At 57.9% G+C, this 21,634-nt stretch carries 21 protein-coding genes; 17 read left to right on the forward strand and 4 right to left on the reverse strand.

The annotated features are described in order from the left end of the window. Nucleotides 1–47: 47 nt before the first annotated feature. The 7 genes from AC2FIZ_RS09035 (at nt 48) to AC2FIZ_RS09065 (ending at nt 7,619) form a co-directional block, all read left to right on the forward strand. Entirely contained in the window at nt 48–1,154 is a 1,107-nt protein-coding gene (locus tag AC2FIZ_RS09035; RefSeq protein ID WP_142635706.1) for an ABC transporter permease, read from the forward strand. 1 nt (nt 1,155) lies between these two features. Further along, nucleotides 1,156–1,977, forward strand: a complete 822-nt coding sequence (locus AC2FIZ_RS09040; RefSeq protein WP_142635708.1) for an ATP-binding cassette domain-containing protein — start codon at nt 1,156–1,158, stop codon at nt 1,975–1,977. An 82-nt stretch (nt 1,978–2,059) separates the two neighbouring features. Then, nucleotides 2,060–3,892: a 3D-(3,5/4)-trihydroxycyclohexane-1,2-dione acylhydrolase (decyclizing) gene (iolD, locus tag AC2FIZ_RS09045; protein ID WP_496790920.1), complete on the forward strand. Its 1,833-nt coding sequence runs from the start codon at nt 2,060–2,062 to the stop codon at nt 3,890–3,892. After that, nucleotides 3,889–4,788 carry a myo-inosose-2 dehydratase gene (gene iolE / locus AC2FIZ_RS09050; protein ID WP_142635712.1) on the forward strand — a complete coding sequence of 300 codons (900 nt, stop codon included), beginning with the start codon at nt 3,889–3,891 and terminating at the stop codon, nt 4,786–4,788. The genes iolD and iolE overlap by 4 nt, the downstream gene beginning before the upstream one ends. A 48-nt stretch (nt 4,789–4,836) precedes the next feature. Next, nucleotides 4,837–6,018 carry a phytanoyl-CoA dioxygenase family protein gene (locus AC2FIZ_RS09055; protein WP_496790921.1) on the forward strand — a complete coding sequence of 394 codons (1,182 nt, stop codon included), beginning with the start codon at nt 4,837–4,839 and terminating at the stop codon, nt 6,016–6,018. 39 nt (nt 6,019–6,057) lie between these two features. Next, the gene (iolB, locus tag AC2FIZ_RS09060; RefSeq protein WP_281972475.1) at nt 6,058–6,864 is read left to right on the forward strand and encodes a 5-deoxy-glucuronate isomerase; all 807 of its coding nucleotides are present in this window, start codon (nt 6,058–6,060) and stop codon (nt 6,862–6,864) included. Further along, the gene (locus AC2FIZ_RS09065; protein ID WP_142635718.1) at nt 6,861–7,619 is read left to right on the forward strand and encodes an SDR family NAD(P)-dependent oxidoreductase; all 759 of its coding nucleotides are present in this window, start codon (nt 6,861–6,863) and stop codon (nt 7,617–7,619) included. The genes iolB and AC2FIZ_RS09065 overlap by 4 nt, the downstream gene beginning before the upstream one ends. 49 nt (nt 7,620–7,668) lie before the next feature. On the opposite strand, the gene AC2FIZ_RS09070 is transcribed toward AC2FIZ_RS09065, so the two are convergent. Genes AC2FIZ_RS09070 through iolC form a run of 3 tightly spaced genes read right to left on the reverse strand, consistent with a single transcriptional unit; the run spans nt 7,669 to nt 10,319 of the window. Continuing rightward, nucleotides 7,669–8,508: a class II fructose-bisphosphate aldolase gene (locus tag AC2FIZ_RS09070; protein WP_281995348.1), complete on the reverse strand. Its 840-nt coding sequence runs from the start codon at nt 8,506–8,508 to the stop codon at nt 7,669–7,671. Beyond that, nucleotides 8,505–9,341: a 5-deoxy-glucuronate isomerase gene (locus tag AC2FIZ_RS09075; RefSeq protein ID WP_281995347.1), complete on the reverse strand. Its 837-nt coding sequence runs from the start codon at nt 9,339–9,341 to the stop codon at nt 8,505–8,507. The genes AC2FIZ_RS09070 and AC2FIZ_RS09075 overlap by 4 nt, the downstream gene beginning before the upstream one ends. A 9-nt stretch (nt 9,342–9,350) precedes the next feature. Then, complete coding sequence (gene iolC, locus AC2FIZ_RS09080) at nt 9,351–10,319, reverse strand: 5-dehydro-2-deoxygluconokinase (RefSeq protein ID WP_496790951.1); 969 nt, start codon at nt 10,317–10,319, stop codon at nt 9,351–9,353. A 126-nt stretch (nt 10,320–10,445) separates the two neighbouring features. Between iolC and AC2FIZ_RS09085 the strand changes: the two genes are divergently transcribed. Both AC2FIZ_RS09085 and AC2FIZ_RS09090 read left to right on the forward strand, forming a co-directional pair. Then, nucleotides 10,446–11,549 (forward strand): Gfo/Idh/MocA family protein, encoded by a 1,104-nt coding sequence (locus tag AC2FIZ_RS09085; protein WP_281995346.1) that lies wholly within the window; start codon nt 10,446–10,448, stop codon nt 11,547–11,549. 37 nt (nt 11,550–11,586) lie between these two features. Then, entirely contained in the window at nt 11,587–12,720 is a 1,134-nt protein-coding gene (locus AC2FIZ_RS09090; RefSeq protein ID WP_496688851.1) for a Gfo/Idh/MocA family protein, read from the forward strand. Here AC2FIZ_RS09090 and AC2FIZ_RS09095 read toward each other — a convergent pair whose 3' ends face one another. Then, the gene (locus AC2FIZ_RS09095; protein ID WP_496790923.1) at nt 12,721–13,719 is read right to left on the reverse strand and encodes a LacI family DNA-binding transcriptional regulator; all 999 of its coding nucleotides are present in this window, start codon (nt 13,717–13,719) and stop codon (nt 12,721–12,723) included. It lies immediately after the preceding gene. Nucleotides 13,720–14,100: 381 nt separating this feature from the next. Between AC2FIZ_RS09095 and AC2FIZ_RS09100 the strand changes: the two genes are divergently transcribed. The 8 genes from AC2FIZ_RS09100 (at nt 14,101) to AC2FIZ_RS09135 (ending at nt 21,621) form a co-directional block, all read left to right on the forward strand. Next, a complete protein-coding gene (locus tag AC2FIZ_RS09100) occupies nt 14,101–14,289 on the forward strand; it encodes a Flp family type IVb pilin (RefSeq protein WP_281972471.1) in 189 nt (62 codons plus the stop codon). 163 nt (nt 14,290–14,452) lie between these two features. Beyond that, the gene (cpaB, locus tag AC2FIZ_RS09105) at nt 14,453–15,280 is read left to right on the forward strand and encodes a Flp pilus assembly protein CpaB (RefSeq protein ID WP_142635731.1); all 828 of its coding nucleotides are present in this window, start codon (nt 14,453–14,455) and stop codon (nt 15,278–15,280) included. A gap of 30 nt (nt 15,281–15,310) precedes the next feature. Next, complete coding sequence (locus AC2FIZ_RS09110) at nt 15,311–16,795, forward strand: pilus assembly protein TadG-related protein (RefSeq protein ID WP_496790924.1); 1,485 nt, start codon at nt 15,311–15,313, stop codon at nt 16,793–16,795. After that, the gene (locus AC2FIZ_RS09115) at nt 16,792–17,283 is read left to right on the forward strand and encodes a TadE/TadG family type IV pilus assembly protein (RefSeq protein ID WP_271948250.1); all 492 of its coding nucleotides are present in this window, start codon (nt 16,792–16,794) and stop codon (nt 17,281–17,283) included. The genes AC2FIZ_RS09110 and AC2FIZ_RS09115 overlap by 4 nt, the downstream gene beginning before the upstream one ends. Beyond that, nucleotides 17,280–17,918: a TadE/TadG family type IV pilus assembly protein gene (locus AC2FIZ_RS09120; RefSeq protein ID WP_142635737.1), complete on the forward strand. Its 639-nt coding sequence runs from the start codon at nt 17,280–17,282 to the stop codon at nt 17,916–17,918. The genes AC2FIZ_RS09115 and AC2FIZ_RS09120 overlap by 4 nt, the downstream gene beginning before the upstream one ends. A gap of 11 nt (nt 17,919–17,929) precedes the next feature. Beyond that, nucleotides 17,930–19,135, forward strand: a complete 1,206-nt coding sequence (locus tag AC2FIZ_RS09125; RefSeq protein WP_142635739.1) for a CpaE/TadZ family protein — start codon at nt 17,930–17,932, stop codon at nt 19,133–19,135. A 48-nt stretch (nt 19,136–19,183) separates the two neighbouring features. Further along, nucleotides 19,184–20,581, forward strand: a complete 1,398-nt coding sequence (locus AC2FIZ_RS09130) for a TadA family conjugal transfer-associated ATPase (RefSeq protein WP_142635741.1) — start codon at nt 19,184–19,186, stop codon at nt 20,579–20,581. Between the two features lie 11 nt (nt 20,582–20,592). Further along, on the forward strand, nt 20,593–21,621 hold the full coding sequence (locus AC2FIZ_RS09135; protein ID WP_142635743.1) for a type II secretion system F family protein: 1,029 nt from the start codon (nt 20,593–20,595) through the stop codon (nt 21,619–21,621). Nucleotides 21,622–21,634: the final 13 nt, after the last annotated feature.

Below are 21,634 nucleotides of genomic sequence, written 5' to 3' on the forward strand. Positions count from 1 at the left end.
CAGAAACGGCGCCAGGTGCGCCGTTTCAACCGAATTGGGAGGGAAACATGAGTGAGTCAGCGCCCGTCACTACGGACGAACGCGTAAAGAAAGAACCGTTTCTGACCAAGCTGATGAAACGTCCAGAGCTTGGTGCCATGGCCGGTGTGGTCCTGGTGGTCATTTTCTTCGCGCTCACGGCAGACGATTCCATGTTCACGCTGGCTGGAGTTATGAACTTCATGACGCCCGCGGCACAGTTGGGTATCCTGGCTATCGGAGCGGCGCTGCTGATGATCGGGGGTGAGTTTGACCTGTCGATCGGTTCGATGGTTGCCTTTGCAGGCTTGTTCTTTGGTGTCTGCGTGGTGACTTGGCAGTTACCTCTGATCATTGCGATCCCGATGACATTTGTTTTTGCGGCCTTTGTTGGGGCGGTGAACGGCAATATCGTCATACGGTCGGGCCTACCTTCTTTTATTGTAACTCTGGCTTTCCTTTTCATTCTGCGCGGTCTCTCACTGGTGGGTCTCAAAGCAGCCACTGGCGGGTCAACCCAGCTGCGTGGCGTGCGCGATGTAGTCGAAAACGACTGGCTGGCCCCGTTCTTCTCGGGCGAAGCTTTTGCCGGTTTGTTTGCCTGGCTGGCTGCAAACGGATTGATCGATACATTCAAAAACGGGGCGCCGAAAGTACCGGGCATTCCGGTCGAGATTCTGTGGTTTATCGTTCTGGCCCTAGCGGCGACCTATGTTTTGCTGCGGACCCCAGCTGGAAACTGGATTTTTGCCGCCGGTGGCGACAGCAATGCGGCGTCGAATTCTGGTGTGCCGGTGAGCCGTATCAAAGTGTCTTTGTTCATGCTAACCGCCTGCTGTGCGGCGCTGGTCGCAATCATCACCGTGATCGACGCGGGATCGACCGATGCGCGCCGTGGCTTCCAGAAAGAGTTTGAGGCCATCATTGCGGCGGTGATCGGAGGTTGTCTGCTGACCGGTGGCTATGGATCGGCCATCGGGGCGTTCTTTGGCGCGATCATCTTTGGCATGGTGGTCATCGGGCTGACTTACACGGATTTCGATCAGGACTGGTTCCAGGTGTTCCTGGGCGCAATGCTTCTGATCGCGGTATTGTTCAACAACGCCATCCGCAAACGCGTAACCGGGGAGCGCTGATATGACTGAAGACAGCAAGTTCCATCACGGGGATGCGGTAAAGGATGTTGCGCCGATCGTGCAAATGAAGAATATCGAAAAGCACTTTGGTAACATTATTGCCCTGGCAGGCGTCAGCTTTGACGTCAGGCCTGGCGAATGCCACTGCCTGCTGGGCGACAACGGTGCCGGAAAGTCGACCTTCATCAAGACCATGTCCGGAGTTCACAAACCCACCAAGGGCGAGATCTTTTTCGAAGGCAAACCGCTGCAATTTGACACGCCACGCGATGCGATGGAGGCGGGCATTGCGACCGTGTTTCAGGATCTGGCGATGATCCCGCTGATGAGTGTGACGCGGAATTTCTTCATGGGTCGCGAACCGACCAAGGGCAAGGGATTGCTGAAACGGTTCGATATCGACCAGGCCAATGAGGTCTGTATGGCCGAGATGCGCAAGATGGGTATCAATCTGCGCGGGCCGGATCAGGCCGTTGGAACCCTGTCAGGGGGCGAGCGTCAGACGGTTGCCATTGCCCGGGCGGTTTACTTCGGGGCCAAGGTTTTGATCCTTGATGAGCCGACCTCGGCACTTGGGGTACGTCAGACATCGAATGTTTTGGCAACCATCGACAAGGTGCGTAATCAGGGCGTGGGTGTGGTGTTTATCAGCCATAACGTGCGCCATGCGCTGGCAGTGGGTGATCGCTTTACCGTGCTCAATCGTGGCAAGACGCTAGGCACGGCCACACGTGGAGAGATCACACCCGAGGAATTGCAGGACCTGATGGCCGGAGGTCAGGAAATGGCCCAGCTGGAAGGCTCTTTGGGCGGAACGGTTTAACCGTTCCCCCGTCTGGGCCACAGGCCCCTATTTTCGAAATTGCAGGAATGGCCGAGATGGCCTTGTGTTGAAAGGTATCACTATGGGCAACACAGTCCGACTGACCGCAGCGCAAGCTTTGGTGCGCTATCTGGGCGCGCAGATGAACGAAGCGGGCGAGCCCTTTATCGCCGGTATCTGGGCCATTTTTGGCCATGGCAATGTGGCCGGGCTGGGCGAAGCGCTGCACGGCGCGAAAGACAGCCTGCCAACCTATCGCGGGCAAAATGAACAGACAATGGCACATTGCGCGATTGCCTATGCCAAGCAGATGCGGCGGACGCGGGCGATGGCGGTGACCTCATCCATTGGACCGGGGGCCACCAATATGGTCACCGCGGCGGCGTTGGCGCATGTGAATAGGTTGCCGGTTCTGATTATCCCCGGCGATGTGTTTGCCACCCGCGGGCCTGACCCTGTGTTGCAACAGATCGAAAGCTTTGGTGATGGTACGGTTAGTGCCAATGACTGTTTTCGCCCGGTCAGCCGGTACTATGATCGCATCTCGCGGCCTGAACATCTGTTGACGGCCTTGCCTCGCGCCTTTCGCACCATGACCGACCCGGCCGATTGCGGGCCTGTGACGTTGGCCTTTTGCCAGGATGTTCAGGCTGAAGCCTATGACTATCCCGAGAGTTTCTTCGAGCCGAGGGTCTGGTATCAGCGCCGCATTCGCCCGGATGAGGCGGAGTTGGCCCGTGCGGTGACTGCAATCAGATCAGCCAAACGTCCCGTTATCGTTTCCGGAGGTGGCGTGCATTACTCCGGAGCGACGGATGTGCTGCAGAGCTTTGTGGAATCCCACAATATCCCGATCACCGAGACGCAAGCCGGGAAATCGGCGCTGGCTTGGGATCATCCGTTGAACCTTGGCCCGGTTGGTGTAACCGGTGGTGAACCGGCCAACGCCACCTGCGCCGAGGCCGATCTGGTGCTTGCTGTTGGGACGCGGTTGCAGGACTTTACCACCGGGTCCTGGGGGCTGTTTTCCAATCCGAACCGCGAGATGATCTGCCTGAACACAGCCGCCTATGACGCCGAAAAACACGGCGCAATGCCGCTGCAAAGCGATGCGCGTGTCGGGTTAGAGGAACTTGGCGAAGCCTTGCACGGCTACCGGGCCGACCCGGTGGCGGAAACGCTGAAGGCAGATTGGTTTGGCAAGGTGGATGCACTGACCGACGCGCCCGGTGATGGAAACGCGTTGCCTACGGATATGCAGGTGGTGGGTGCGGTACAACGCGCCGCGGACAATAACACGGTAGTCATGTGCGCCGCGGGCACGATGCCGGGTGAGCTGCACAAGCTGTGGAAAGCGCCCCGCCCAGGTGCCTATCACATGGAATACGGATTCAGTTGCATGGGCTATGAAATCGCCGGTGCAATGGGCATCAAGATGGCCCAGCCTGATCGCGACGTCATCTGCTTTACCGGTGACGGCACCTATATGATGGCGAACTCCGAAATGGCGACGGCAGCGATGATGGGCATCTCCTTTACTGTCGTCGTGACCGACAATCGTGGGTTTGGCTGCATCAACCGCCTGCAAATGGGCACCGGCGGGGCCGAGTTTAACAATCTGCTGGATCATGCGGTGCACGAAACGCCCTCGGCCATAGACTTCGCTGCGCATGCGGCGGCGATGGGGGCGACTTCGGTCAAGGTGGGCTCGATCGTTGAGCTGGAGCAGGCATTGGCCAAACGTGGCGAAGTCACCGGCCCCTATGTGGTCGTCATAGACACCGATCCGTACCCGTCGACCGAATATGGCGGCACCTGGTGGGAAGTGGCCGTGCCCGAGGTCAGCATCCGCCCGGAAGTGAATGAAAAGCGCGCTGCCTATGAGGTTGCCATCAAAGAAAGAAACACGAAATGAGCGTGAAGATCGGCATCTCTCCGATTGCCTGGCAGAACGATGATCTGCCGGACCTGACCGCGGCTTACACGATGGAACAGGCCCTGAAAGAGGCGCGCGAGATCGGCTATACCGGCGTCGAACGCGGTCAGCGGATGCCCGGCGATACCGAAGGTCTGCGCGCCTATCTCGACACCAATGATATCGTCCTGTGTGGCGGTTGGTGTTCTGGGGCTTCTCTGGTTAACGATTTTGCCACCGAGCGCGAGGCCGTGCGCGCGCAGGTCGAACAATTCGTAGCGCTCGACAGCCCGTGCATCGTCTATGCCGAATGTTCGAACACCGTGCAGGGGCAGATCGGGGTCGCGGTTAATGACCGGGTGAAACTGTCCCGGGATGAGGTGTTGGCCTATGCCGCCAAAATCACCGAGCTGGCCAAATGGATGGCTGATCAGGGCATGCCGATGGCCTATCACCACCACATGGGCACGATTATCGAAAGCGAAGAGGATGTGAACTGGTTGATGGAAGGGTCGGGCCCCGAGGTTGGCTTGTGCTTTGATACCGGCCACTTGCTGTTTGGTGGGGGCAATGTAATGGCGACGCTCAATCGGTGGGGCGACCGGGTGCGCCATGTGCATTTCAAGGACATCCGCCCGGCCGTTGTCCAGGATGTGCGCGAGAATAACCGCAGTTTCCTGGATGCTGTCGTCGCGGGCGCGTTCACCGTGCCTGGCGATGGTTGCATTGATTTTCAAGCCGTGGCGAATGCGTTGAAATCTATGGGTTATAGCGGCTGGATCGTGGTCGAGGCCGAACAGGACCCCGCCAAGGCCCCACCCCAAGAGTATTCCAAGATGGGTTACGACCACATTGTCGATGTCTGCGCTCAGGCAAGATTGGAGATCACCAACTAACAAACCGCCCCAAGGGGCAACACCAAGGCCATGAAGAAGGAGAAAATCATGGTAAGTCAAAGAATTGGATATGTCGGGTATTTTGACCGGGAATCCTGTGATCTGGACGAATTCAAGGTGTTGACCTCTCGGAAACTGACCTCGGACATGGTTCCGCAGGCCGCGATGATCGAAAAGAACGTCCCCGTCTATGACATGAATGCCCTGCGTCCCGCACTGGAAGATACAGGGCAACGGCGCGCTTTGATGGCGGAATGGGGCCATGTGCTGAACCAATCCGCCGGGGTGATCGCGCTGAAATGGGCCTATCAGGATCTGTCGGTGATCGACCGGGCGACCGAGGTTTTTCGGCAGATCATCGACGAGGAACGCCAAAGCGGCGAAGGCGAGGGTGATCATTTTGCCGCCTCGGGAGCGAATGACCGGATCTGGAATGCGCTGCAAAAGCACTGCCTGCGCGATCCGGAAGGTTTCTCAAAATACTTCGGCAACGCTGCTGTTGCCACCGCCTGCGAGGCATGGCTGGGGCCGAACTATCAGGTCACGGCTCAGGTCAATCAGGTCCGCCCCGGCGGCAAGGCACAGCAGGCGCATAGGGACTACCATCTGGGCTTTCAGACCGCTGAAAGCGCTGCCCGGTATCCGGTGCATGCACATCTGCTGACGGCGGCGCTGACCTTGCAGGGGGCAGTGGCCCATTGTGACATGCCGGTGGAAAGCGGGCCCACCAAACTGTTGCCGTTTTCACAGCTATATCCAGCCGGATATATTGGCTTTCACGACCCCGCGCACAGGGACTACTTTGAGAAGAGCTATATTCAGGTGCCGTTGAACAAAGGCGACGCGGTGTTCTTCAACCCCGCACTGTTTCACTCGGCCGGCGAGAACCGCAGCACGGATATCGACCGTATGGCGAACTTGTTGCAGATCTCATCCGCTTTTGGTCGTGCGATGGAGGCCATCGACCGCCGGTCCATGGCGCTGGCCATGCTGCCGTCACTGGTGGCCCTGAAGCAAAGCGGCGAGCTGACTGGGTCCGAGCTGGACGCGGCCATCGCGGCGACGGCCGAAGGCTATCCGTTTCCGACAAATCTGGACACAGATCCCCCGATTGGCGGCAATGCTCCGGAAAGCCAGGCGGATATCTTGCGGCGTGCGGTCGCCGAAGAATGGACGCCAGAGCAACTGACCTCGGCACTTTCGGCGTTGAAAACCCGACAATCCGCCTGACGTTACGAACCGGGCCAGCGCGCCCAGAAAGGAGGCTCCATGGCCAACCTGCTCAGGAAACCACGCGGCCCCTATGGCAAGGTGCATGACATCACCCCTGCCTCTGCGGGATGGCGCTATGTCGGGTTCGGTCTTTACCACCTACGCGCAGGCGACAGGGCGACCGAAGAAACCGGTGACAATGAGGTCATACTGGTCATGGTCGAGGGCAAGGCGCATATCACCGGGGCCGGGCAGGATTGGGGTGTGCTGGGTGACCGCATGGATGTCTTTGAAAAGACGCCGCCGCATTGTCTGTACCTGCCCAACGGAACCGATTGGCAGGCCGTGGCGGAAACCGATTGTGTTGTGGCCGTGTGTTCGGCTCCCGGCACAGGTGGCCACCCGGCGCGACGGATCGGGCCGGGTGGCATCACACTGACCGAACGCGGGAAGGGTGTGAATACCCGCTATATCAACAATATCGCGATGGAGGCCGAAGACGTCGCTGACAGCCTGCTGGTGACCGAGGTCTTCACGCCCAATGGCCACTGGTCCTCCTACCCCAGCCATCGCCATGATGAGGATGACTTTCCTCGCATAACCTATCTGGAAGAGACCTATTACCACCGTTTGAACCCCTCGAACGGGTTCGGCATTCAGCGGGTCTATACCGATGATGGCGATCTGGACGAGGCTATGGCTGTATCTGATGGCGATGTCGTGATCGTCCCGCGCGGGCATCATCCCTGCGGTGCGCCCTATGGGTTTGAGATGTACTATCTGAACGTCATGGCCGGCCCATTGCGGAAATGGCGCTTTGTTGCCGCCCCCGAAGTTGAATGGATCATGGAGCGTGACGCATGAGCGCGAATTTTGCGAATTACCCCGGTCTTGCGGGAAAAACAGTTTTTATCACCGGCGGGGCCGGGGGGATCGGCGCCGAAACGGTTCGCGCCTTTGCCGCCCAGGGGGCCAGGGTCGGGTTTGTTGATCTGAACGCAGATGCGGGCCAAGCGCTGCTGGCAGAACTGGATGGGCAGCATGCCTTTGCCCAATGCGATTTGCGCGACATTGAGGCATTGCAGGCCGCCTTCGAGCGGCTGGTCGCCGCGCTGGGCGAGGCGGATGTTCTGGTCAACAACGCTGCCCATGACGAACGCCACGACTGGCGCGAGGTAACGCCGGAGTATTGGGATGACCGAATGGCAACCAATATCCGCCATATGTTCTTTGCCATCCAGTCGGTGGCCCCGGGCATGATCGCTAAGGGCAAGGGGGCCATCGTCAACCTAGGCTCGAATTCCTGGTGGGAATGCGGGGCGGGGTTCCCGGCCTATGCCACCGCCAAATCTGCCGTTCATGGCCTGACCCGCACCATGGCGCGCGAGCTGGGCGACCATCGCATCAGGGTGAACACGGTAGTTCCGGGCTGGATCATGACGGAGAGGCAAAAAGAGTTATGGGTGACACCCGAGGCGCTGGCCAAGCAGGTGGATCGTCAATGTCTGCCGGACCCGATTGAGCCGGTCTATGTGGCGCGCATGGTCCTGTTTCTGGCCTCGGACGACGCGGCCATGTGCAGCGCGGGGAACTTCATGGTCGAAGGCGGCTCGATCTGAGGTGATGCCGCTTGGCGATGCGCTCCCGGTCAACTGGTAGCATGACGACCTAGCGCTGCGGCGGGGCGCCAAAGGCACGGATCACGGTGCGGGCAGCAGCCTCAACCGGGTCGTGCGTTTCCTTCAGGATCGTGACGCGGTCAAACCGTTCAGGATCACGATTGACGGCTTCACGCATGGCATTTCCGAATGCCATACGCAGCTCGGTTCCTATGTTGAACTTGCAGATCGAGGTCTCGCGCGCCAGCTTCATACGCTGCTCTACCGGCACACCGGACCCGCCATGAATGACCAAAGGCACTTCGGTCACGGCATCGATTTCGGCGATACGCGCCTCATCCAGGCCACCTTCTTTGTTTTGCTGCAAGTGAACATTGCCAACCGAAATCGCCATCGCGTCGACGCCGCTTTCGCGTGCAAACTTCGCGGCTTCCTCGGGGTCGGTGCCATTTGAGCCTTCGCCACCGGAATACCCCACAAAGCCGATCTCCCCCTCGCATGAAATCCCTGCCGCATGGGCCATTTCGGCAATGGCCGCGGTCTCATCGATGTTTTGCTGCAGTGGCTTGCGCGACCCGTCGAACATCAGCGAGGTAAAGCCGCTGTCCAACGCGATTTTGCAGTCCTCGAACGTGTACCCATGGTCCAGGTGGGCGACGACGGGGACAGAGGCGTTTTCGGCCAGATAGCGGAACATCTTTCCCAGAATGGGCAGGGGTGTGTGCTCGCGACAACTGGGACCGGCCTGCAGGATCACGGGCGCGTTCTCAGCTTCGGCAGCGGCCACATAAGCGCGCATGTCTTCCCAGCCCAGGGTCACCAGACCACCGACGGCATAGCCCTGATCATAGGCAGGTTGCAGAACGTCTTTCAGTGTGGCGAGGGTCATTTGAATTTTGCAATCATGTCTTTGATGCCCGGTATGGTTTCGATCTGATAGGCATGGGTGGGCTGGAAATACTGGACCAGCGAGCGTTGGGTCAGGCCGCCGAGGATCGTGAAATAATACATCTCATACCCCGGCAGGACGCAGCAGGGGTGATAACCCTTGTCGATACAGACGGTCGATCCGTCCATGATATGATAGGCGTCGCCCGGTTCGTTATCCTCGCGCTGCAGCATCTGTAGGCCAGAGCCCCAGTTGGGTTTGAAACGGAAATTGTAGGTCTCGTCGTGCCGCGTCTCGTCGGGCAGACGGTTCGTGTCATGCTTGTGGCTGGGGAAGCCGGACCAGCCGCCTTGACCAACAGTGAACAGCTCACTGACCAGCAGGCGACCGACTTTGTCGTGCTGTTTCTGGCCCAGGATGTGCTTGATCTTGCGGTGGGTTTTGGTGTCGTCGCTGCCGTATTGTACCAGATCATGCTGGCGGACATCGAACGGGTCCAGAACCTTGTCGTATCTGGCGCCTGCGATGAAGACTTCGGTATGATCCGAGATGCAGACGATCTGCACCTTGGCGCCAACGGGTGCATAAACGCCCTCTGGCTCTCCATCCCAGACATCCTCTCCTCGGTTACCCAGCATGGCAAATTGCACGCTTTCGACATCCACATCGACCGAACCTGTGGCCGGGACGATGCAGGTCTCATACCCCGGCACTTGATATTCGAACGCTTCGCCCTGTTTCAGTTTGACGATGTTGAAATAGTTCAGGGGCACCATTGGGTCATCGACATCCACGATGGGTTTGTTCTGGTTGTCATAGGGGGCGATATGCATTGGGATCTCCTATGCCGTTGGGCCGGGATGGGTGGCCAGAAACGCGTCCAGCTGTTCGGTGGTCGGCATCGCGGGCGCGCAGCCGGGTTGAGACACGACGATCGAGGCGCAGGCCGAACCGCGCATCACCGCGTCCTTCAGCGAGTACCCCGCTGCAACCGAGGCCAGTAACCCGGCCATGAAACTGTCACCTGCGCCATTCGGCTTGACGGCAGTCACCGGATAGATGCCTGTCTGAAATTCCTGCCCGTCCATCAGCGTGATGGCGCCTTTTTCACCCATTTTATAGATCACCACGCGGCCTGGTTTGGCCGCCAGTTCCTGCGCCTTGGCAAACCCTTTGTCTATCCCGCCCGCCATGAAACCGAATTCTTCGTCATTGCCTACGATCAGATCACTGGCGTCACCGGCGCGGGACAGGACCTCGGACGCGACTTCGGGTGAGGGCCAACTGTAAGGGCGATAGTCTATGTCAAATATTACGGGCACACCGGCCTTACGGGCCGTGTCGATGGCCCGGAATGTGGCGCTGCGCGAAGGCTCGGCCGCAAAGACGGTTCCGGCCGAGATCACAGCCGAGAAGGAGCTGAAATCGACCTGGTCCATATCCTCTTCGGTGACTTGGAAATCGACTGCGCCATTGCGGTAGATGACATTCTGGAAATCTTCTGTCCGGCTTTCGTAGATTGCCAGCGACATGCGGTATTCGCCCCTTACAACCCGTATGTTGGACGTATCGACGCCGTAATGCGCCAGCCGGTTCAGGCAGAACCGCGCGACCGCGTCGTCAGATACCGAGGTGATCAGCGACGCTTGACTGCCCAGCTTGACCAGACCCACACATATATTTGCCGATGAACCGCCCAGATCGGCCCGGAACGCGTCGGCATCCTCACTTTTCTCGCCGATGGGATCGGCAAACAGGTCCATGCCCGCACGACCCAAGACGCCAAAGCGGTTTCCTTTGATACCGTCCATCAAAGCGGTCAAGTCATTTCCTCCGGCGAAAAGGGTCGGCAAGGTGTGTTGATCCTTGCGTTGAATCGATTCACACGATACTGATTTTGCAACCGGTTGCAAATGATATGTGCGAGGCCGCGGCAGATGCCTGAAATTGGAATTGGAATTGTTGGCGGCGGCTATATGGGCAAGGCCCACTCGGTCGCGATGTCAGCGGTAGGTGCGGTGTTCGACACCGTGCTGCGCCCGCGACTTGAGGTGATCTGTGCCTCGACATCTGCAAGCGCGGAAGTCTATCGTGCCGCCTACGGGTTCCAGCGCGCCACCGATGACTGGCGCATGTTGGTCGAGGATCCAAAGGTCGAGGCCATTGTGATCGCCTCACCTCAGTCGACACACCGTCAAATCGCTGAGGCGGCGTTTGCCCTTGGTAAACCGGTGCTGTGCGAAAAACCCTTGGGGGCGTCCTTGGACGACAGCCGCGCGATGGTGGCGGCAGCCGAGGCCACAGGTGCAATCAACATGGTCGGGTTCAACTATATCCGTACGCCCGCCAGCCAATATGCGCGTCAGCTTATTGTTGAAGGGGAAATCGGTCAGGTCACATGGTTCCGTGGCGAACATACTGAGGATTTCTATGCCGACCCCGAGGCCCCGGCAACCTGGCGCACAACGGGAATGGCCAATGGAACCATCGGCGATCTTGCTCCGCATATGGTGAATGGTGCGTTGGCGCTGATCGGGCCGATCACTCAGGTTATGGCCGATGTGGAGACGGTGCACCGGCATCGCCCCGGCGGCGAAGTTACCAATGATGATCACGCGCAGATGATGTGCCGTTTTGAAAACGGGGTCATGGGAAACCTTTATTTCAGCCGCGTCGCAACGGGTCGCAAGATGGGTTACGCCTATGAGATCTCGGGTACCAAAGGTGCGATCCGGTTCGATCAAGAGGATCAGAACGCCCTGTGGCTGTATCGCCGCGAAGGCCCCGAGGCCACGCGCGGGTTCACCAAGATCCTGACCGGCCCCGCGCATCCGGATTACGAGCCCTTTTGCCAGGGCCCTGGCCACGGGACAGGATATCAGGATCAGATCATTATCGAGGCCAAGGATTTTCTGCAGGCCATCCATTCGGGAGAGAACATCTGGCCCACCTTCCGCACCGGGCATGATGTGAACCGCGTTCTGGCGGCTGCATTGGCCTCGTCAGACGCACGGCAATGGACAGATATCAGCGATTTCTGAAAGCTCACCACCCAATTTCCAAAGAGAGACTAAGACCATGACAAAGCTGAAATGGGGCATGATCGGTGGCGGTGAAGGCAGCCAGATTGGCCCTGCGCACCGCCTTGGCGCACAGGCCGATGGGCTGTTTGAGTTCGCTGCCGGAGCGTTGGACCACCGCCCCGACGTGGGACGTGAATATGCACAGCGTCTGGGCGTTGCAACTGATCGCGCCTATGGCGACTGGCAAGAGATGCTAGCCGGTGAAAAAGACCGTAGCGACCGCATCGATCTGGTTACAATCGCGACACCGAACTCGACCCATTTTGAAATTGCCAAGGCCTATCTCGAGGCGGGTTTTAACGTTCTGTGCGAAAAGCCGATGACGATGACCGTGGAAGAAGGCGAAGAGATCGTGCGCATCGCCGAAGCATCGGGCAAGCTATGCGCCGTGAATTATTGCTATTCGGCTTATCCGATGGTGCGCCAGGCACGTGCAATGGTGAGGGTCGGGGATATCGGCAAGGTGCGTCTGGTCGTGACGAATTTCAGCCACGGCCACCACGGGGATGCCACTGACGCCGACAATCCGCGCGTGCGCTGGCGGTATGATCCGGCGATGGCCGGTGTCTCGGGGCAGTTCGCGGATTGCGGTATACACGCGCTGCATATGGCCAGCTTCATTTGCGATGATGAGGTCACGTCGCTGTCCGCCGACATGGCCTCGACCATCTCAAGCCGCGTGCTGGAGGATGATGCCATGGTCAACTTCCGGACAGAGCGTGGCACCGTCGGGCGCTTGTGGACTTCGTCCGTTGCGATCGGGCGCCAACATGGGTTCGACATTCAGGTCTTCGGTGAAACCGGCGGTCTGCGCTGGACCTCGGAACAGCCCAACCAGTTGCTCTATACACCGGTCGGCGGCCGCACACAGATCATTGAAAAGGGCGAAGGTGGCTTGTACGAGGACGCCCAGCGCCTGTCGCGGGTGGCCATCGCACATCCTGAAGGGTTTCCCTTGGCTGTGGCCAACATCTATTGCGATCTGGCCGATGCCATTCGTGGCGAAACCCGCGACGGGTTGCCAGGCGCAGCGGATGGGGTGCGGTCTATCGCAGCGGTCCATGCTGCCGTTGCGTCGGGCAATGAAGACGGAGCCTGGAAGGATGCGCGCCCCCCTATGTTCCGCTGACTAGGTGCGGGGGCGCAGCGTGCCCCTTTCGACTACGCGGCAGGGGAAAATGCGGGCCTCGGGATAACGCTCGGGGTCTTTCAGCATCTCTTCCACCAGATCCACAGACGAGGTGATGATTTGCTTGATCGGTTGGTGGATGGTCGTCAGATTCACGCTTTCCCAACGCGACATCTCCATGTCATTCAGGCCGATGATCCCGATATCCTTGCCCGGTTTCAGCCCGTGATCCGACAGGGCGGACAGCGCACCGACGGACAGAATGTCATCGCCGCAGAAATAGCTTTCGGCTGGTTGACCCTTTAGCAGACCCAGCATTTCCGCGCGCCCCGCCTCAAATGAATAGGCCCCGGCGAAAGAGTATGTCACCTCAAGATCAGGGTGCTTTTCCGCCTCTTCCATAAAGCCCTGATATCGATCCATGGCCGAGGTCGCATCTTTTGGCCCGCCCAAATATCCAACGCGCCGATAACCCCGCGCCTGCAGCTCGCGGGCTGCCATGCGACCACATTCGACATTGTCGATCCCGACGACATGTACCTCTGGTGAGGTCGCCGAGCGCCCGAACGTATGCACAACCGGGACGCCAGCGTCGTGAAAGGCCTTGGCGAAACTTGGCGGCAGGGTCGAAGAGGCCACGATGGCAGCGTCAACAGAATACTGGCGCAGCATCCGAACGGAATTGGCAGGCTCGGTCTCATCGGTCAGGTTCACGATCAACGGGCGCAGACCGCGTTCCTGCAAGGCGCGCGTGAATTGATCGAAGACTTCAAGGAAAATCGGGTTGTGAAAGTTGTTCGAGATCAACCCAATCAGTTTTGTCCGCCCCGTGGTCAGGGACGAGGCCAGGGCGTTTGGGCTGTAACCCAGTTCCGCCGCGGCCTTTTCCACCTTGCTTCGGGTTTTTGCCGAAACCGAGGCACCCTCGGTAAAGGTGCGCGACACGGCAGAGCGCGACACCCCGGCCAGAGCTGCGACGTCTTTTAGGGTGACGCTCATGTTTCGTACCTGCAGAAGAAAGGTGGGATGACAGACATTTTCATGTCGTGATACTAAGCCAGTTAGTCTGGTGGCTGCAATCGGTTGCAAATGATTGCTCGTTTGACGCGGGGCCCGGTTTATTGACCCCGAGCAGCTTCTCAACAGTCGATTCTTTCTGATGGGAGATCAGGTAAATCTGCTGCCGCGCACCGTAAATCGGTCCGCGATTTTACACATTTCCGCCCAAAATGATCGAAAATTCGCCCTAAGCGGGAATTTCTTTTCGTTTGTGGGGAGGTTTCGGCACCGCCTCATCGGTAACGATTTAGTTAACGGGGGTGTGTTCCTCGTGTCAGTGCGGGATTTCGCACTTTGGTAAAACAGTCTGGAGTTCAAGTAATGTTGAATGGAATTCGCAAAGTATTTCTGAAGCTACGCAAAGACGAGAGTGGCGCCACCCTGGTTGAATATGGCATCGCGCTGTTTGTTGCGATTGTCGTCGGCGGGACAATTCTGACCAATTTGGCTGGCACGACCAGCAGCAACTTTAGTGATGCAAACTCGGCAGCCCAGCGGACAACGCCTTAAGCTGCGCGCCAATTTCCTAAGTGAAAAAAACCTGACTTCCCATTCGCAAGTGTGGGGCGTCAGTTTCCTACCAGACCACCTTTGATTTGCATAAGCGGTCTGTTTGGCCATTCAGGCCCAATTAAGTAATTATCCTGAGTTTTCCCGGGAATTGGAGGATACCATGCGTATTAAATCATTTTTGATGACTTTCCTGGGAATAGGTTTGGCGGGTGGCGCAGTCATTCTGGCACAGGATCAGATCCGAAGGAATCAGTCAGCGGGTGAACCAACCATAGTTCGTGTTGTGGCCGTGGCCGAAGATATCGCGTTCGGAACGCCGATCGAAGGGCACAAGCTGACGACCATTGATTGGCCTACTGCATCTGTGCCTGCAGGTGTTTTTACAAGTTTTGATGATGTCCTGCCTGCCGCAGGCATAGAACCTCGCCGGGCCAAGCGCGCTTTGGCGCAGGGCGAAATTCTTTTGACCTCGAAAGTTTCCGATTTTGGTGAAAAAGTGACAATCGTTCAGACGATTGGCGAGAATAACCGCGCGATGGCGATCAATGTCGACGCGCAGACAGGGGTAGGCGGATTTGTTACGCCTGGCGACTTTGTCGACATTGTTCTGACCCGCGGCACCAATGATACACTGCGTGCAGTGACGATCCTGCAGAATATCCGGGTCATCGGCGTGGACCAAACCGCGGATGAAGAGCTTGACCAACCGGGCATTGCCCGCACGGTTACGATCGAGGTCACCCCGGATGAAGGTCAGAAGTTGGCTCTGGCGCAGAAGGCTGGGCAGCTCAGCCTGTCTCTGCGGTCTCTGCAAACAGAAGAGGATAAGCCGCTGGAAGCGGTTCGCCTCAGCGACATCCTCCTTGAAAAATCACCGCTAGAAGAGGGCACGCCCAGGCCGATTGTGAAAGTTCGCCGTGGGGCAACCGACGTTCAGGAAATTCAGGTCTTTGGGAACACCAGTGCAACAACTGAGCCGGTGAACTGAGGTCAGGTTGGTCTTTCGAGGGAGGTTGATATGACTTCGCTACGCAAAATCAGGGACAAAGAAGACGGCACAATTCTGGTTTTTGTCGGCATATTCATGGTCGTCATGATCGGAATGGCTGCACTGACTTTTGATCTGGGGCGTATCGCCTCTACCCAAACTGACATGCAAGCCTATACCGACCACGTGGCGCTTGCCGCCGCAGGAGAGCTGGATGGCAATGCTGACGCCATTACACGTGCAACAGCTGCGGCATCCGGCATGATCGACGACGAACAGTTTTTCGCGGATGGCAGCCAAAGCCTTGGAACTTCTGCGGATTTTTCGCTTCGCTTTCTGACCGGATTGCCTACTCCGGCGGCAGACCCAGACGATAACGACTCGGTTACGCCCTTTGTGACGACAGACCCGGCGCGTGCCGTCTTGGTCGAGGTGACCGCGACACCACGGACTGTTTTCCTGCCCTTTGGCCGATCGCTGGCCAGCTTGCTGGGTGTCGCCAGCCCGTCCGGAGAGGTGAATTCAGTCTCGATCGCTGGGTATTCAGCATATGCCTGTGACGTAACGCCGTTGATGTTCTGCATCCCGTCGGGCTGGACCTCCAGCGCCAATATCGGCGCTTCCATCAAATTGCGTACTGGCGGCAACAACTCGGCCTGGGGGCCGGGGAATTTCGGATTTCTGGATCCAACGGATATCGGGATCAATCCAAACGGGCCATGCGCCGGTCTGACTGGTTCAAAGCTGTATATCTGCCTCATTGCTGCGAATGGGAACCTGACCAAATGCGTGTCTCAGCGCGGTGTCGACACCGAACCCGGTCAGCGGAACGGGATTGGCAGCGCGATCTACAATTCGCGGTTCGATATGTTCCAGGCGACCATGAACCAACTGAAGAACGATCCAGATTATGCGCCGGGTCCAAATGTGATTTCAGGCTGGGACCATACTGGTGGGGGATGTTTGAACAACAATCCGACGCTGTCGACCAATACTATTCCAATGCCGCCGGATGATTGCTTTGACCCTGTGAGTGGTCTTTGCAATGGCAGCCGTTTTGGCGATGGCAACTGGACGTCAGGGCAAGCAGCTTACAACCTTATGAATTATGGCGTTGGACCGGACGGTACGCTGACACCGCACGCGCAGGGTGCACCGACAGGAAACACCCGGTATCAGGTATATCTGGATGAGGTCAGCCGGGCCGGGTCAGGCGATATCGTCACCGGACGGGACGAGACCGGCCGCGCCCAATGTTCAAGCCAGCCCAGCACCGACCCCGACCGCCGGACATTTATCGCCGCAGCGATTGACTGCACCGCGAATCCGGTTTCCGGGCGGGCCACCGATGTGCCGGTGAAGGAATTCGTAAAAGTCTTTCTGTTTCAGCCGCTTGAAGAATCCACAGGTTCGGATTTCGACATCTTCGTCGAGGTGGTCAAACAGGTTGGCGGCGGAGTTGGTGGCAGTGCCGTTGATGGCATTTTCCGCGATGTCGTGAGGCTGTACCGATGAAGCCGCTGGGTCGCTTCCTCTCACGCTTTCAGCGCTGCGAGTCTGGCGCGCCGATGGTCGAGTTCGCCATGGTTCTGCCGGTTATCTTGCTGTTCTTTGTTGTGATCATCGAGGGCAGCCGGATCACCTGGATACATCAGGCGACATCTGCCGGCGTACGGGATGCGTCACGCATGATCGCTCGCATCGCACCGCTGGATCTATGCAGCGCGGGCGGCGTCGCAAGCTATGATGCAATGGCCACAGATATTGTCGCCAACCGACTGGGCGGTGGGGCGCATTTGCCGGTCGGAACAACGCTGGTGGATGTAACCCCGACCTGCATATCGCGGTCTGGCAGCTATCGTATTGACCCGACCTCAGTGGTCGAAGTGACCGCGAAAATCCAGATTGATTTTATCCTGGGCAATGTTCTGGGCCTGTTCGGCGGGGCTGTTAGCACGCTTGACACGGTGATTTCGGATCAGAGCCGGGTGTTCGGCGTATGACCCGGGTGTCGCATATCCTGCGGACCTTCCGGCGTCAGGAGCGTGGCGCCGCCCTGGTCGAATTGGGGATGGTCATTCCACTGTTCCTGTTGCTGATGTTCGGCATTGTGGATTATGGCCGGTTGTTCTGGTCGACAACCATGGCGCAGAAGGCGATGCAAAAAGCATCCAGGCTGGCAACTCTTGGGCCTCCGCTTTGCGGTGCGTTGCCGACCGAGCACACGCTGGCAAGCGGCGCTCCTACAAGTACGAAATTTGGGGTGCTCTGCCGCAGTGGCAATGTCTGTGCCGTGCCTGCCCTGCCTGCGCCCTGCCCTTTGAATACCGCGACGGATTACGGCGCACGTGTCTGGAATGATATCCGCATGTTGCTGCCACCGGGAACGACTGCCGCCAACGTACAGATCGGATATTCGCATGACGCGCGCCTTGGATTTTTAGGGGGGCCATATACGCCGGTCGTTACCGCCGAACTTGTTAACGTAAACTTTAACTTCATGATGCCAATCGCCGGTCTGGCCGCTCTTGCGTCGAACGGCACAACACCTGCGTCAAATACCCCCAACAGTATTTCTCTTCCCGCGATGAGCACATCGGTTCCCGCCGAAGATCTGGCGGCCGGGGCGAGTGAGTAAGGAGAAACATAATGAGTGCCAAGCAGATTTCAGTATTGTTGATTTCACCGGACGAGCAGATTTACTCGGCCATCGAAGGCTCGTTGCGGGGGCAGGCGAACTGCCGGTTCACCGGTCGTCAGGACACCGTTGCGGGGGTAAACGGCTCTGCGATCTCGCTGACTGCAGAGCATGATGTTGTTCTGTTCGATGTGGATGAGAATTCCGGGGACCTACTGCAAACCGCACGGAAAATCTGTGATGCCCGTATGCCAAATGCGATCATCATTGCGTTGGCCCACGAGGATCTGCCCTTGGAAAAGGCGCGCCAGCTGAAAAAGCTTGGTGTCGACGACGTTCTTCCGAGAAAGTGGATCGACGAGGAAATTGTGCCGCAGGTGGACGCAATCCGGGCCCGCCGTCAGGCGCAGTTGCCGGCCGTGTGGGGCGGTCAGGCAACCCTGGGCAAAGTGATCGCCGTGGCCAAATCCCGTGGTGGGGTTGGATCGTCTATCGTCGCTGCCAATCTGGCCAACGAGCTACAGGCCAAGGAAGGGTTCTTCAAGAAGAAAGCCGCCAACGAAGTCGCGGTTGTCGATTTGGATTTTCAGTTCGGATCTATTGCCGCCCTGATGGATGTTGAGGAAAGTGACGCCATGTGGCGGATGGCGATGGATGAGAGCATTCCCGATGGCGCCTTTCTGGAACAGGCCATGACCAAATCCCCCTGTGGGGTTGATGTTCTGGCTGCACCGTCGCGCTTTGGTCCTCTCAGTGCCATTAATGAAGAACAAATCTCGGCCATTTTGGACAGCCTCAAGCGCAGCCATGATTATGTGATTATTGATCTGCCGCGAGCTCTGGTCGAGTGGATCACGCCGGTGTTGTCACAAGCCGACCGGCTGCTTTTGGTGACAGATGTCGCTGTACCTTCGATCCGGTCAGCGCGGAAATTGATGGATTTCTATCACGCCGAAAACCCGGCCTTGGAAATCCAGCTGGTTGCGAGCCTGGAAAAGAAACCCCTGATCCCGGCCGCGCACCACCGCGCAGCGGCAAAGCTGTTGGAACAGGATTTCGCCCACTGGATTCCCAAGGATGAGCGAACCGTTCGTGAATGCGTGGATCGGGGCGTACCTCTGCAAGAGGTCTCAAACCGGGCGCCTCTGACAAGGGCCATCCGCCGCATCGCGCAGGAAACCACAGTTTCTCTGCCGCCACGCGTGGGCAAACAGTAAATCGAAGTCCGAAGATGTGAAGATCAGTTAAGTAAAAGGTAAAGCAGAATGTTTCGTGAATTTGACAGAACGGGTCGCACAACATCCCAATCCCCAAAAGTTGTGCCGTTGGACACGAAACAGCCGAACGGAAATGTTGCTGATATCGAGGTCAAGAACGCCGAACGCCGTGCCATGGAGCGCGAGCGCGAGATGGACCGTATCGACCTCAAGGCCCGGATGCACAACTCGTTGCTTGATAAGCTGAATCTGGCTGTGATCGACAAGGTCGAAGAAGACACATTGCGGGGCGAAATCGGCAAACACGCAACTGATCTGTTGCGGTCCGAGGGCCGGGCCATGCGGTCTGAGGAAATCAAGCTTTTGGTCGAAGAACTGATGCACGAGGTGCTTGGGCTTGGGCCACTGGAGCCTTTGCTGGCCGACCCTTCGATCAACGATATTCTGGTGAACGGTCACAAGCAGATTTTCGTCGAACGTTCAGGTATTCTGGAAAAAACCTCGGCGCGTTTTCGGGATGAACGTCATTTGCTTCGGATCATCGACAAGATTGTCAGTCGTGTCGGCCGTCGTATTGATGAACGCCAACCCTGGGTGGATGCGCGGCTTGAGGATGGCAGCCGTGTAAACGCGATCATTCGGCCCTGCGCGCTGGACGGGCCGGCCTTGTCGATCCGTAAATTCGCGCGCGTACCGCTGACGATGGAGCGGTTGGTTAAGAACGATGCATTGAATGACAGTGCTGCGGCGTTGTTGCGCGGTCTGGTCGAGGCAAAGATGAATGTCCTGATTTCCGGAGGAACCGGATCAGGTAAAACGACAATGCTGAATGCCCTGTCTTCCTATATCGGCGGCAACGAACGGGTCGTGACCATCGAAGACGCTGCTGAACTGCAACTGCAGCAGGAACATGTTCTCCGCATGGAGACCCGCCCAGCCGGTTTGGACGGGACCGGCGCTGTGGCCCAGCGTGATCTTGTCCGCAACGCGCTGCGGATGCGCCCTGACCGTATTGTGGTCGGCGAGGTGCGCGGATCAGAGGCCTTCGACATGCTGCAGGCGATGAATACCGGCCATGACGGTTCGATGACGACCGTTCATGCCAACAGTCCACGCGATGCGCTGTCTCGGGTCGAACAGATGGTACAGATGGGCGGGATGGAGCTGCCGCATTCGGCGATCCGGGCCACCATCGCTTCGGCCATCCACTTTGTGCTTCAGTTGAACCGACTGTCAGACGGGACGCGCCGGGTTACTTCGATCTCGGAAGTGACTGGAATGGAAGGCGACATCATCACCATGCAGGACATCTTTGTTTTCAAGCGCGAAGGCAAGGATGAAGACGGCAAGGTTCTGGGCCGGTTCATGCCCACGGGAATTCGGCCAAAATCCAGTGATGCACTGGCGGCTGCCGGGGTCGACCTGTCCACCGTCAAGTTCAACTAAGGAGGTCCGGGATGTTCGAGAAAATCAGGTCATATCTGGCCAATCTGAACATCAACAACCTGATCGGCCCGGAAATGGAAGTTGCCGGGTTCGATGTCAGGTTTGTTCTGGCGCTTGCGGTTTTCCTGGGTGCGCTGATTGCTTTTGAAGGGCTGCGTCAGTTTATGCGGCGTGGCGAAAACCGCGAAGAGGCGATCAACCGCCGAATTCAGATGCTGTCCGAGGGGAAGTCGGGTGAGGATGTCCTCAGCCTGTTGAAACCGCAGGAAGCCAAGCCACTGTTGCGGAGTTTCCCGCTGGTGGGGGATTTGCCTCTGGCGTTGAAGGTTTCGGGCCTGAACATGGTTCCCGAAATGTTTCTGGCCGGTTGTGGCGCAGCCTTTCTGATCTCGGCCATTGGTGGGTCTATGGTGGCTGATCCATTGAAAGTGGTCCCCACCTGCGCCCTTGTTTTCTTGATTGCGCCACTGGTTGCGTTGGGGGTGACGTTGCGCAAGCGCAAGGCGGCGTTGATCAAGCAGTTGCCCGATGCGCTGGACCTGATGTCCCGTGGATTGAAGGTGGGGCACCCGCTGAACACAACCTTACAAAGTGTCGCCGAAGAAATGCCTGACCCGATTGGAACCGAGTTTGGGCTGGTCGTTGATCAGGTCTCTTATGGCGAAGAACTGACAACTGCGATCAAAAGCATGGCTGACCGCATCGATGAAGAAGATATCCAATATCTAGCTGTTGCGCTGATGATGCAGCACGGCACAGGTGGCGACCTGGCCGGCATCTTGCGCACGCTGGCTCGCGTGATCCGAGCGCGCATGTCATTGCGTCGCAAGGTCAAGGCCATCTCGGCCGAAGGCCGCATGACAGCATATATCCTGTCATCCATTCCCGTTGGCATTGCCGTGTTCATGACCATCATGACGCCCACATATTATGGCGATGTCGCGGACTCTCCGGCCTTTGTGCCAGTCATGAGCGTTATCGCCGTGACCATCGTCCTGAACGCGATTGTGATGTTCAAGCTTGTGAATTTCCGGATTTGAAGAGGCGTATTCG

This window comes from Ruegeria sp. CDSB022 (genome assembly GCF_059611145.1).

Bases quoted from the DNA above. Each gene is read 5' to 3' on its own strand.
- AC2FIZ_RS09035 (WP_142635706.1), top strand. From the start codon at position 48: ATGAGTGAGTCAGCGCCCGTCACTACGGACGAACGCGTAAAGAAAGAA.
- AC2FIZ_RS09040 (WP_142635708.1), top strand. From the start codon at position 1,156: ATGACTGAAGACAGCAAGTTCCATCACGGGGATGCGGTAAAGGATGTT.
- iolD (WP_496790920.1), top strand. From the start codon at position 2,060: ATGGGCAACACAGTCCGACTGACCGCAGCGCAAGCTTTGGTGCGCTAT.
- iolE (WP_142635712.1), top strand. From the start codon at position 3,889: ATGAGCGTGAAGATCGGCATCTCTCCGATTGCCTGGCAGAACGATGAT.
- AC2FIZ_RS09055 (WP_496790921.1), top strand. From the start codon at position 4,837: ATGGTAAGTCAAAGAATTGGATATGTCGGGTATTTTGACCGGGAATCC.
- iolB (WP_281972475.1), top strand. From the start codon at position 6,058: ATGGCCAACCTGCTCAGGAAACCACGCGGCCCCTATGGCAAGGTGCAT.
- AC2FIZ_RS09065 (WP_142635718.1), top strand. From the start codon at position 6,861: ATGAGCGCGAATTTTGCGAATTACCCCGGTCTTGCGGGAAAAACAGTT.
- AC2FIZ_RS09070 (WP_281995348.1), bottom strand. From the start codon at position 8,508: ATGACCCTCGCCACACTGAAAGACGTTCTGCAACCTGCCTATGATCAG.
- AC2FIZ_RS09075 (WP_281995347.1), bottom strand. From the start codon at position 9,341: ATGCATATCGCCCCCTATGACAACCAGAACAAACCCATCGTGGATGTC.
- iolC (WP_496790951.1), bottom strand. From the start codon at position 10,319: ATGGACGGTATCAAAGGAAACCGCTTTGGCGTCTTGGGTCGTGCGGGC.
- AC2FIZ_RS09085 (WP_281995346.1), top strand. From the start codon at position 10,446: ATGCCTGAAATTGGAATTGGAATTGTTGGCGGCGGCTATATGGGCAAG.
- AC2FIZ_RS09090 (WP_496688851.1), top strand. From the start codon at position 11,587: ATGACAAAGCTGAAATGGGGCATGATCGGTGGCGGTGAAGGCAGCCAG.
- AC2FIZ_RS09095 (WP_496790923.1), bottom strand. From the start codon at position 13,719: ATGAGCGTCACCCTAAAAGACGTCGCAGCTCTGGCCGGGGTGTCGCGC.
- AC2FIZ_RS09100 (WP_281972471.1), top strand. From the start codon at position 14,101: ATGTTGAATGGAATTCGCAAAGTATTTCTGAAGCTACGCAAAGACGAG.
- cpaB (WP_142635731.1), top strand. From the start codon at position 14,453: ATGCGTATTAAATCATTTTTGATGACTTTCCTGGGAATAGGTTTGGCG.
- AC2FIZ_RS09110 (WP_496790924.1), top strand. From the start codon at position 15,311: ATGACTTCGCTACGCAAAATCAGGGACAAAGAAGACGGCACAATTCTG.
- AC2FIZ_RS09115 (WP_271948250.1), top strand. From the start codon at position 16,792: ATGAAGCCGCTGGGTCGCTTCCTCTCACGCTTTCAGCGCTGCGAGTCT.
- AC2FIZ_RS09120 (WP_142635737.1), top strand. From the start codon at position 17,280: ATGACCCGGGTGTCGCATATCCTGCGGACCTTCCGGCGTCAGGAGCGT.
- AC2FIZ_RS09125 (WP_142635739.1), top strand. From the start codon at position 17,930: ATGAGTGCCAAGCAGATTTCAGTATTGTTGATTTCACCGGACGAGCAG.
- AC2FIZ_RS09130 (WP_142635741.1), top strand. From the start codon at position 19,184: ATGTTTCGTGAATTTGACAGAACGGGTCGCACAACATCCCAATCCCCA.
- AC2FIZ_RS09135 (WP_142635743.1), top strand. From the start codon at position 20,593: ATGTTCGAGAAAATCAGGTCATATCTGGCCAATCTGAACATCAACAAC.